This window comes from Acidiplasma cupricumulans (assembly GCF_001402935.1).
Classification (GTDB): domain Archaea; phylum Thermoplasmatota; class Thermoplasmata; order Thermoplasmatales; family Thermoplasmataceae; genus Acidiplasma; species Acidiplasma aeolicum.
Genome location: NZ_LKBH01000041.1, coordinates 1 through 4,977 on the forward strand (window position 1 = coordinate 1; position 4,977 = coordinate 4,977).

A 4,977-nucleotide genomic window follows, 5' to 3' on the forward strand; every position below is an offset into this window, starting at 1 on the left:
TAAATAATAAAATATTATTCTGTGGTCCATTATTTGGAAAACAGTTATTGTTAGAATATTTACATGCATCTATCTTTTGTCTTCCATCCATCAATGAATCTTTTGGAATAGCAAGATTAGAAGCTATGGCAAATGGTATACCTGTAATAACATCGGAAGCTGGGTGTGGAATGGAATTCAAAAATTTTGGCAGTCTGATTTTTTATCATGATGATCGTGTAAAACTAGAATATTATATTAAAGCTTTAATTTGTTCTGAGTTAAAAAGAATTGAAATATCAGAAAAGCAAAGTAAAAACTTGATAACATATAGTATCATTATTCAAAAATTACTAGATTTTTTAGAATAATTTTTTACTTTTAGTTATTATTCAATTGTATGATTTTATTAATTTCTATCGTGTACCATATTTGTGTATTTATAAAGGGTACCTCTTATTGAACATCTCTTTAATCTCATCATTGCATTTATAGTATCCATTCATTTTCCTGAATGCATGCTTAGAATTGAATTCTATTGATTTTAAATAGAATATCTTCATTGCAGAGTCTCCGTCAGGGAATGATGATACTGTTTTTATCCTTCTTCTTATTTCCCCATTCATTATTTCTATAATATTTGCTGATTTTAATGAATTCCTTATTCTTGATGGATAATCATAGAATCTTAATAATTCACCTAACTTTATTTCAGTATTATATATTATATTAGGATATCTATTCTCCCATTTATTCTTAAACTCATTGAATTTACCTATGGCCTCATCCTTATTATTGCACTTAAACATTTTATTTGCATCATCCATTATTTCTAAATCCCTTTCCTTTACCTTGGATTTCAATCCCCTCATATAATGTATGGTGCATAATTGAAAATCACTTCCAGGATATATATTCATTATTTCCTCATCCAAATTATTTATACCATCTGCTATAAATAATAATGGTTGTTTTAATCCCCTTTTATATATATATCCTCTAATACATCCTTATAATTATTATGTGATTCCTTTATAGTTAAATAGAACCCTAATATTTCATATTCTCCGGATTCCTTTATTCCAAGAGCAAATATTACAGGTTCTTTATCAACAGTTTCCCTTCTTAAATAGAAGAATAATCCGTCTAGCATTACTGCCATGTATCTATTATCAAGTTTTCTATTAACAAATTTATTTACCTCCTCCAGTGCCAAATCTGTTATCCTTGATACTGATGATGGTGAATACTTATTATTGAATATATCCCTTAATATATTTGATATTCTTCTTGTTGATATACCATTTGAATACATTGATGTTATTAATTCATCAAGGCTTACTGACTTATTTGATTCTATTATAGCACTGTGGAATTTAATATCCCTGTTCCTTGGCACTGATAAATCCTTGATCTCGCCATACTTTGTTTTTAGATTCCTCTTATAATAACCATTCTTTATTCCAGTATTCTCCTCTAAGTACTGATCCTGTTCTATTTTCATAAGTGCTTCTATTTTTTCCTTTACTGTCTGTTCTATTAATTTCTCTATATCCGATATGTTTATATTGCCATATTCCATATTTTATTACCTCCTTTGTTCAAAGAGATATTTCTCCCTGTTATTTAATGATCATTTCATTATTAACAGGGGGATTTATATTTACACAAAATATGGGACACAACCTATATAGAAACATAATATATTTTAAATTGCATAATTATTCAACAAATTTAATATAAGTTGATATAGATGTATTTAAATGTAATTTTTCCATAGAAAAATTAATTTAACTTATAAAATTTAGGTAATATATTAAAAATTAAGTATTGCAAATTGACAACTTATTTGTTTTTCAAATACTTATAGTATAAGTTAACTGTTTCTTTTGTTGTACTTGATAAAGAAAGACCCTCTTCTGCTATTAATTTCTTTCCGTTATTTATGAATTTTTCTAGTTCTTGCTTATTATTTAAGACGCTTAAAAGCTTATCAAAAATGCTTACAAATTTAAATGGATCATATACTATACCAGCATTGAATCTTGTTATCAATTCTGCTATTCCTGCATATTTTGAAACTATGACAGGTGTTCCACAGCTTAATGCTTCTAAAACAACCCTTCCAAAACCCTCTGCTTTGTTTATTGATGGAAGAATAAGAAAATCAGTATAACAAATCTCTTTTATCATTTCTTCAACAGTTAAGTTGCCTAGGAAGCCAATATTATTCAGATTGTATAATTTGCATTCTTTCTCATACTGTTCTCTAAGGTTGCCATCCCCAATTATGCTAACTAGCAATTTAACTGGTAATTTAAGGTCATTTATCCCCTTTATTCCCATAATCAGTTCATGAATTCCTTTATATTTATGAGATTCATCCAATCGTGCAATACATAAGAGCTTAATAGAATTTTCATTTACGCTATGTTTGTATACACATTTATATTTTTCAGTGTCTATTCCAGTAAACTCAATTAAACTTAACTTTTCTTCTGGAATGCCTTTACTTTTGAATTTCTTTTCATCCATTTTAGACTAGACCATAATTGAGTCAACACTTCTAAACGTTGATAAAAGCTGTAATTCATCTATTATTTTTCCAAGAGTAACTACATGATCAGGATGATATGTAATTATTATTGGTATATGTAGAATCTTTAAAAATGGTATAATAATATTTTCTCCACCAGTTTGATAATTTATATGAAATATATCCGGATTATATATTTTTATAATATGCAATACTTCAATAAAGTTTATATTAAGTTTATATTTATTCTTTTAATCGAAAAAGGTTTATGAAGTCTGAATACCTTGAATTGAAATGTATCTTTTACCATAGATTTTTTTGCTGTTATAACTCCAACTTTATGGCCTTCTTTAGTTAATTCATTAGCTAAATCTATGGCATAATTTTCACTTCCACCTATAGATGGATAAAAATGGTCTGAATATATTAAGATTCTAAGATTTTTCTTCTCCAATTAATTTTCACCTCTTAATTAGTCTAGAATTGATTTAATATTATCATTAACCAATATTATTTTGTTTTCTATCTCGATAATATCATTTTTTTTATTAGAATTTAAATTTGACATTAAAACTGTACTCAAGTCTTCTGGTTTTATCAGCTTAACTGTAGGATTGCCTGACGCCTGTTCTCTATATTCTGGAAAATCAAAGGCGATGATAGGCACTTCAAAAAACATGCCCTGTTCAAGAACCCCTGAATGACCACCTGGAACATTATATGGGAGTAAAATGAGATCCGCTTTTAGGAATATATTTATAAGGTCTTTTTCTTGTACATATCCCAAATACTCATAAATTATATTAGAATATAAATCAAGTAGGTTTTTAAATTTTGATTCGTAATCCGGAAAATGGCTATTCACACCACCAGAAATGATGAGTCTAAATTTAGCTCCTTTATTCTTTAATTTTGATAAATTGGATAAAGCTAATTCAATATTCTTCTGTGGTCCCCAGTAACCATGTAGAAGTATCGTTAGTGTTTCAGATTTATTAATTTCTAAAAATTTCTTTTCTATTAAATTATTCATGTAAATGGTGGTTATAGCTTCAAGGTAATGTGCATTTAATACATGTACCTTGTTTTCTCCAATGGCTTTGTCTATTCTTTCTTTGTATAAATTTAGGAGTACATAAGTTGGAATGTTTTTAAATATAATTTTTTCAACTCCTCTAAGGATATTTGATCTAATCCTATTATAAAAAGAATTGTAGCCTAACATTTTAAAATCATTAGTAAATACAGAGTTATGATATATTATTTTAATGTTGCGTATCCTTAATAATTTGGTTAGGAACAATGGTATTATGAGTGCTGTAGCGTTTGCTATTGATGTATTACCAAAGCCAGTAGGCAACATATTAAAAATTACAACATCATAATTGTTCCATTGAACACGCAATAGCCTTATAATAGATAGGGGATGATCATACCGGTAGAAACTAATAATATTTACGTTTTTTGGTATTTGAAATTCTTCTGTAACTTTATTGATTTTTGGACAGTATACATCTATTGAAGCTACATTTTCCATTCGAGATAAAATTATAACTAGTGGAGTGCCTGAAGTCTGCAATGATGTACCATGATTAATGAAATCCCCAATATAAGCAATTTTCACATTTCCGTATTCAAAGAAATAATTTAAAAGTATCTACAAAATCTTGAACAAAAATTTTTCTACGCATCCTCACACATAGTATAATAAACTTATTTATACAAACATTAGATTACCTTTCATGTCAATCAGGAATAGGGAAATTTTAGTTACAGGCGGTGCAGGATTTATTGGAAGAAAAATTATAGAATTATTAAACAAAAAGGGCATTATCCAGTATCATATGACATAGCAAAAAAAGATACTAATGCAAATAACCATATAATTGGAAATATATCTTATTATGATAAATTACATAGTTCCATGAAAGGTATTGATTATTTTTTTAATCTGTCTGCAGTTATATCCACACCAGAATTCGAGGATATAAATCCAATGGCTATGAAATTAATATAATGAGAACATACAATAACTTAAGGCATCATATAACAATAATGTTAAGAAAGTTATACTGCATAATACTCGGCAGTATACGGTAACATAAATGTGCCTGTTAAAGAAGATATGGTAACAGATGCATATCCAAATTTATATGCAGTCACAAAGTATACAAATGAAATAACTGCAAGGTCATTTTCTCTTTTAAGGCATCTGGATTCAGTTTATTTGAAGTATTTTAATACATATGGTCTGGGAGAGAACAGCAAGGGAGTAATGTTTGGATAGTGATTCTTAAACAAAAATTTTTCCATGTCATAAGACATTTATCATCGACCTCTTATAATAATTAATTTTTCTTCTTCTATAGCCATCCTTAAGATTCGTTAAAAATCCTCTGTAATATTCCCTGAAACTACTATCATTATTCCATTTACCTAAAAACTGCAAAGGTGAATAGTAA

Annotated in this window: 6 protein-coding genes and 1 pseudogene; 3 read left to right on the top strand and 4 right to left on the bottom strand. The window is 27.8% G+C overall.

Annotation, left to right across the window (positions count from 1 at the left end; genetic code table 11):
- A partial coding sequence (locus AOG55_RS01590) for a glycosyltransferase (RefSeq protein WP_156318718.1) occupies positions 1-350 on the top strand: 350 nt, incomplete at its 5' end.
- Positions 351-419: 69 nt separating this feature from the next.
- Here the strand turns inward: AOG55_RS01590 and AOG55_RS09090 are convergent.
- From AOG55_RS09090 to AOG55_RS01620, 4 genes and pseudogenes are all read right to left on the bottom strand, one after another.
- Positions 420-1,561, bottom strand: a pseudogene (locus AOG55_RS09090) (IS256 family transposase).
- Positions 1,562-1,824: 263 nt separating this feature from the next.
- Positions 1,825-2,514 carry a glycosyltransferase family 4 protein gene (locus AOG55_RS01605; RefSeq protein ID WP_055032340.1) on the bottom strand — a complete coding sequence of 230 codons (690 nt, stop codon included), beginning with the start codon at positions 2,512-2,514 and terminating at the stop codon, positions 1,825-1,827.
- Positions 2,515-2,741: 227 nt separating this feature from the next.
- Positions 2,742-2,969, bottom strand: coding sequence for a hypothetical protein (locus AOG55_RS01615; protein ID WP_055032341.1), 228 nt, complete (start codon positions 2,967-2,969; stop codon positions 2,742-2,744).
- Positions 2,970-2,987: 18 nt separating this feature from the next.
- Complete coding sequence (locus tag AOG55_RS01620) at positions 2,988-4,139, bottom strand: glycosyltransferase (RefSeq protein WP_055032342.1); 1,152 nt, start codon at positions 4,137-4,139, stop codon at positions 2,988-2,990.
- Positions 4,140-4,257: 118 nt separating this feature from the next.
- Between AOG55_RS01620 and AOG55_RS09260 the strand changes: the two genes are divergently transcribed.
- Positions 4,258-4,368, top strand: a complete 111-nt coding sequence (locus tag AOG55_RS09260; RefSeq protein ID WP_156318720.1) for an NAD-dependent epimerase/dehydratase family protein — start codon at positions 4,258-4,260, stop codon at positions 4,366-4,368.
- Positions 4,369-4,622: 254 nt separating this feature from the next.
- Entirely contained in the window at positions 4,623-4,802 is a 180-nt protein-coding gene (locus tag AOG55_RS01625) for a hypothetical protein (RefSeq protein WP_054964248.1), read from the top strand.
- Positions 4,803-4,977: the final 175 nt, after the last annotated feature.

Excerpts from the sequence above, each read along its gene's own strand:
- AOG55_RS01605 (WP_055032340.1), bottom strand. The coding sequence starts at position 2,514 with ATGGATGAAAAGAAATTCAAAAGTAAAGGCATTCCAGAAGAAAAGTTA.
- AOG55_RS09260 (WP_156318720.1), top strand. The coding sequence starts at position 4,258 with ATGTCAATCAGGAATAGGGAAATTTTAGTTACAGGCGGTGCAGGATTT.